This is a genomic window from bacterium (assembly GCA_040753085.1).
In the GTDB taxonomy this organism is placed as follows: domain Bacteria; phylum UBA9089; class JASEGY01; order JASEGY01; family JASEGY01; genus JASEGY01.
Genome location: JBFMHI010000162.1, coordinates 1 through 6,209, shown reverse-complemented (window position 1 = coordinate 6,209; position 6,209 = coordinate 1). Strand labels below are relative to the sequence as shown.

The 6,209-nt window shown below is 46.6% G+C and carries 4 protein-coding genes; 1 reads left to right on the top strand and 3 read right to left on the bottom strand.

What is annotated here, in order from left to right:
- Positions 1-336 precede the first annotated feature (336 nt).
- Positions 337-876: a nucleotidyl transferase AbiEii/AbiGii toxin family protein gene (locus AB1797_12380; GenBank protein MEW5768395.1), complete on the top strand. Its 540-nt coding sequence runs from the start codon at positions 337-339 to the stop codon at positions 874-876.
- Positions 877-1,087: 211 nt separating this feature from the next.
- Here the strand turns inward: AB1797_12380 and recG are convergent, their stop codons facing one another.
- Genes recG through coaD form a run of 3 tightly spaced genes read right to left on the bottom strand, consistent with a single transcriptional unit; the run spans position 1,088 to position 6,018 of the window.
- Positions 1,088-3,274: an ATP-dependent DNA helicase RecG gene (recG, locus tag AB1797_12375; GenBank protein ID MEW5768394.1), complete on the bottom strand. Its 2,187-nt coding sequence runs from the start codon at positions 3,272-3,274 to the stop codon at positions 1,088-1,090.
- Between the two features lie 44 nt (positions 3,275-3,318).
- On the bottom strand, positions 3,319-5,475 hold the full coding sequence (locus tag AB1797_12370) for an alpha-amylase/4-alpha-glucanotransferase domain-containing protein (GenBank protein ID MEW5768393.1): 2,157 nt from the start codon (positions 5,473-5,475) through the stop codon (positions 3,319-3,321).
- Positions 5,476-6,018 (bottom strand): pantetheine-phosphate adenylyltransferase, encoded by a 543-nt coding sequence (gene coaD / locus AB1797_12365; GenBank protein MEW5768392.1) that lies wholly within the window; start codon positions 6,016-6,018, stop codon positions 5,476-5,478.
- Positions 6,019-6,209: the final 191 nt, after the last annotated feature.

Below are 6,209 nucleotides of genomic sequence, written 5' to 3'. Positions count from 1 at the left end.
GTCAAATTTGTCGATTCTTTAGTAGAAGCAAATCTTTCTCCCGTTCTCATTTAGTTCTCCTTTCTGCTGGGCTATTGAATCCTCCATTACATAACTCGGCAGAAAGGAGCTTTTTTTTTAGCTCTTTTATATCATAACTCCTACCTATAAAAGAAATTGTATCGTAATACAAAATAGCCACACCCAAAAGATTTGTTCTATAATTCTTCGTGTTCTTCGTGTGCTTCGTGGTTTTTAAAAGATGTGAGTAAGGTTAAGCTAACCATACAGGTCGAAAGTTTTTGACAAAACTTAAACTTTATGATATACTTACTTTAACAAGAAGGGATAGATTTAATGACTATAAAAGAACAATTTATGATAATAACGAGATTCTTTGAACACGAAAATTTTGAATATGCAATTATTGGAGCATTTGCTCTTTATGCTTATGGATATACCCGAGCAACATCTGATATTGATTTCATTACCAGAATTGAATATCAAAAAAGAATTGTTGAATATCTTGAGTCGCTTGGTTTTAAAACATTAAGCCTCTCAGAAGGTTTTTCCTGCCATTTACATCCACTTGGCTCAATAAGAATAGATTTAGTTTATATAGATGACAAAACTGCCCATATTATCTTTAAATCTACAAAGAAGAAGCCTATTTTTGTAGATTTTGAACTTCCAGTAATTAGTCCTGAACATTTGATTGCTCTGAAGTTATTCGCTATTCAAAATGACCCTAACAGAAAATACAAAGAACTTGCTGATATTAAAGAGGTATTCCATCTTACAAATCTTGACAGGGATACCGTAAGACTACTTTTTAAAAAATATGGCCTGGAGAACTACTATGATGAAATCACAGGTAAAAAAAACCAGGATCGATAATCTTACTTTCCTTCCTTGGGACCATAAAGCATTCATATCTTCAAATATTAAAAAAACCGCTAATACTAACTACGCTCAACAAAATTCTCTTAACGAATATTTTGATTTCCTATCCGAACTCAAGCCGAACAAACAGGAACTCAATGATATTAAAATCTTCAGAAAACCTTTCAGTCTACCTTAGAAATAGTGAGGTCAGACCCCGCTTGCTCTAGCTAATCTCGCTCAAGACGAGTCTGTCTTTGAAATTATGCTCAAAGACCTGGCGGAGGAGCTGGTGTTCGGGATTAGAGAAGGTCGGGTCATTTTCGAGGATAGAGAATGCCTCCTCACGAGCCGCCTGAAGCTGTTTTATGTCCTGAATAGGGTTGGCCAGCTTGAGTTCCGGCATACCTGATTGTCTGGTCCCGAAGAACTCGCCTGGCCCTCGGATAGCCAGATCAGCTTCGGCGATCTTAAAACCATCATTGGTCTGAACCAGAGAAGAGATCCGCTGCACTGCCTTAGCCAGACTATCATCATCAGGAATGGTATGGGGGGAATTAACCGCCTCGGCAATCTGTGATTTGGTTAGCAGGATGCAGTAAGAGGGATGGGTAGAGCGGCCCACCCGGCCCCTGAGCTGATGAAGTTGGGCCAGACCGAACCTCTCGGCCTCCTCGATCATCATGATAGAGGCGTTGGGCACATCTATGCCCACTTCGATAACCGAAGTGGCCACAAGGACGTCTAACCTATGCTCATAAAAAGCCTGCATAATTTCATCCTTTTCATCAGGCCTTATTCGCCCATGAAGCAGGCCGACTCTCAAATCAGGAAAGACCTCCTTAGTTAAATGTTCATACGCCACTGTGGCGGCCTTGAGGTCTAACTCCTCTGATTCTTCAATGAGAGGATAAACAATATAGGCCTGCCTACCGGCCTTGACCTGATCTCTAATAAAGGCGTATATCCTGGGTAGGCTTTCGGCTGACCGGCATTTGGTGATAACCTGCCTTCTCCCGGGCGGAAGTTCATCCAGAACCGAGGTATCCAGATCGCCGTAAACAGTCAAGGCCAGGGTGCGGGGTATGGGGGTAGCCGTCATCACCAGGCAGTCTGGAGCCACGGTTGAGGTAAGTTGGGCCTTGTCACGCAGGGCTGCCCGCTGCATAACCCCAAACCGGTGCTGCTCATCAATGATAACCAGCCCCAGCCGATGAAATTCTACCCCTTCCTGAATCAGGGCGTGGGTGCCCACAATTATATTTACTTCCCCTGATCTCACTTGGCCCAGGGTCTCTTCTTTTTCCCTGGCTTTAAGACCGCTGGTTAAAAGGGCCAGATGGGGGGAGGGAGAAATCCCTGGAGAAGCGAACTGGCTGGCGGCTTTTACAAAATATTGGCTGAGATTGAAGTAGTGCTGCTCGGCCAGTATTTCGGTGGGCGCAAGCACGGCCGCCTGGCACCCATCTTCCACCGCCGTCAAGGCAGCCACCGCCGCCACCACGGTCTTGCCTGATCCCACATCCCCATGCAGCAGACGGTTCATCGGGGTGGGTGAACCCATATCCCGGCGTATCTCCTGAATCACCCGCTCTTGAGCCCTGGTCAGAGAAAAAGGGAGAGAACGAATAAAGACCTCGGCTAATTTCCCTTGATTGGTATAAGCGATCCCCTCTTTTTGTCTCTCTCGCTGCCGCCTCATCCCCAGGGCCAACTGAAGGTAAAAGAATTCATCAAAAACCAGTCGAGACCGGGCTTGCTTATATTCCTCTTCACTGTCCGGGAAATGAATGCCTTTAATGGCTGAAGAAGCGTCCGGCAAGCGGTATTTGACGAGGATGGAAGAAGGTAGAGGTTCGGCCAGGTCCTGAACATAGCGGTCAAGGGCAAGTCGGGCAATCAACCGCATGGTTCGCTGGGCACCCTGGGGAAGACCTAATCCAAGGGGATAAAGGGGGACAATCCGGTTGGTATGAATCAGATCATCTTCGTTATCTTTGAGGATTTCGTATTCAAAATCGGATATTTGAATCTCACTCCGGAAGACATTAACCCGGCCGGTGAGGATGATATGGGTGCCGGTCGGCAGGTATTTACGCATCTGAGGCCGGCCAAAACAGACCAGACTGATATAACCGGTCCCATCACTGACCATAATCTTAAGGATATTTCTTCGTCCGGTTTGCTCCGCCCCTATGACCACCCCTTTTATGGTTTCCCTCTCCCCTTTTCGAAGCTGACTAATAGGTTTTATATGTCGGCGATCCTGGTAGATTCTGGGGTAATATTGAAGGATATCACCGACGGTGGTGAGGCCGAGCAGTTCCGGAATCTTGGCCCTTTTTGGACCAACCCCTTTTAGATATTGAATAGACTGAGTGAGATCCTTCAGGAGTATCTTGTTAGACATCATAGGGCATTGCGGATTTCGGATTTCGGATTTCGGATTTAAAAGCTTCAGTCCGCAATCCGCATGTCATTGAGTGCCTTGACTAATTCCACCTTCCAGACCTCTCCGGGCGAGAGGGAAAAACGAAAATTAGGCAAAAGCACTGAGGACTGATAAATCCGCTCGAAGCCCCCTTCTGATTGTGACACCGTCTCAATAGGGAATCGCCACAAGGTGGCTTCTTTATTTAGGCGGAATCTAATTTCCAGATGTAGGAACTCATCCCTTAACCCAAATTCAGTAACATCTCTGGTCTCTCCCCTCGAATCCAGCCGGTCTCCCCTTAATGAACGGCCAGGGATAAAATAATACCTGTCCGGACTGTGACCACCAAGCATAGCAAAGTTAAATTCCACCCCAAACCAGAGGGATAAAGAACGATCCGAAGAGTTAGTCACCTCATAGTCAATCCTTAGCTCGCCTAAATTCTCTCTCATCTTTATTCGTTTAACCACCTGCACGGGAAGATGATCGGGACCAACCCAGACGTGGCCATGCCGGGCCAGGGTTAAGATCGCCTCCCCTCTACGCTGTTGTATCTCATGAAGATAAGGCTGATTCACAAAGTCACCTTGCTCCCAATACTTGCAGGCGGCAAAATCCTCTAAGGTAGTATCTTCCCTCAGGAAGTGATCGATCAGGGACAAACGTCGGTACCAATCATAATTAAGGTAATCCTCTAGTCCTTTTTCTTTCACTCGAACTAGGTCGTGAATGCTCTTTGTTCCCCCCCCTTCATCATCCCCTGATCCCGAGGCAGAGAGAAGTTTCTGATGATAAGCCTCCTTTCTGCGACTAAGGGTGTCAAGGATATTGTAAGGATTGGGCTTCCAGTCCAGTTCAAAGAGACATCCGCCTTCTTTGGGATGAAAATAGAGATTCAGTTGGTCAGTATTAATAAGGATTTCACGGTAGCTATCTTTATCTAAATCAGCAATATCTACATCCAACCAGGTAGATTCGGCATGAAATTCTTTATCCGCCAGGGTCTCAGCGGTAATGAGATGCTGATAAATGGCCGACCGAAGATGCGGCAGGTAAAGGCCGCCAAAGACACCATGCCAATAGGCACAGTTACACTGTCCCTTCCAGAGTTCATCCCGGGCCTCTCTGGTTATCTTTTTGTTTCCGGGAAGCATGGCGACCTTGTCGCTCACATAGAGCATCTTTTTGTGCATCTGATTACTTTCCGGATACTTGACCAGGAAATTCCGCCAGAATCCACCCCGGATAAAGGGGCTGTATTTCTCCAGGATCCCTTCGGCCTTCAAATGGTCTAAAAGGTCTTCATAAAGCAAAATAGACTCAGCCGGCATAGCCCATTCCATCATCTCAGCGTAAGAACCAGTGGGCAAATAGGCCCTCCCCAGAGGACCCTGCTGCGCCATCCAGGAACTAAGAGTGTAAGTCTTGATCCAATCGCTATTTTGCTCTACTAAATCAAAGAGACGATCCAGCCACCTGCCTTTACCAAAAACCCAATCGAAGGTCCCGGGCCAGAGACCAAATTTCTCCCCATCATCAGCCATAAGAGCCAATCGTCCTACGCCTTGCTCGGCTTTGTTTCTCAAAAAATCGATCAATTCAGCCGGATTCCCGGCAAAAGGAATGATATAGCGAAGCTCTTTACTGCCGGGAAAGACAGCCAACATCTTTCCCTCTTCCTCAGTCATATAGTAACCAAAGAGGTCATCTCCCTTAAAACCGGCCTGGAGAAAATGGGCATCGTCAATGATGATATATTTCACCCCTGCTTCAACGATGGGTTTAGCCAGATAAGGCTCCCAGACCCTCTCCGCTACCCACATCCCTTGGGGAGAATATCCACAAAGCCCCTCCACCGTCTTACTCAGACTCTTGATCTGGCCGATCTTATCACGGTCAGGGATATTACCCATAATAGGCTCATAAAAGCCACCCGTCAATAATTCCAACCTGCCTTCTTCCACCATACCCTTCAAATCTTCAATTATCTCAGGATAATGCGACCTGAACCAATCTAAAAGAATGCCGGTATAATGAAGGCTGATCTTGATCGAGGGGTGTCGTTTTAAAACCTCAATTAAGGGTAGGTAGGCTCTTCGGTAGGCCTCTTCCAAGACATGTTCAAAATTACCAATAGGTTGGTGGGAGTGGAAACACAGGGCAAAACCGATCTCGTTCAATTATTCCGTTCCTCCCTTCCCGTATTTTTCTTTCAACTTCTGTTCCACCACCGGAGGTACCAATCCTTTTAAATCTCCGCCCAACTTGGCCACCTCTTTGACGCTGCTGGAAGAGAGATAAAAATGTTCTTCGTTGGTCATCAAAAAGATAGTATCTATCTCCGGCGCCAACTTACGGTTCATAATGGCCATCATAAATTCATGTTCAAAATCCGAAACTGCCCTCAGTCCACGAATAATAAAGGCGGCCTGCTCTCTCCTCAGAAAATCGACCAGTAACCCGCTAAATTCTTTAATGACCACCTGTCCGGGATAATTGCCCCCTATTTCTTCCAACATAGCCACCCTTTCTGAAACAGAGAAAAAAGGCCGCTTGTTAGGATTGTCAACTACCGCCACGATCAAAGGTGAAAAGATAGCCAGCGCCCGTTCAATGATATCTAAATGGCCATAAGTCAGAGGATCAAAACTACCAGGGTAAACAGCTATACTACGTTTCGGGTTTGGGGCACCCGCTAGCAGGTCATCGGGTTTCGCGTTCATTTATTCGTCATAGGGCTCAAGGATTCGAGTGACTTTCCTTGAACCCTTGACCCCTCGAATCCTTGAATCCTACGGTTTTGAGTCGCCTTTTTAGTATCTACTCAAAATCAAGTTCAGCCGACTGCTTCGCGGTCGGCTGAACGGCGCGGCGGGCGGCGCCCGCATGTTCGGCCGCGCGCGGGACGCACCCG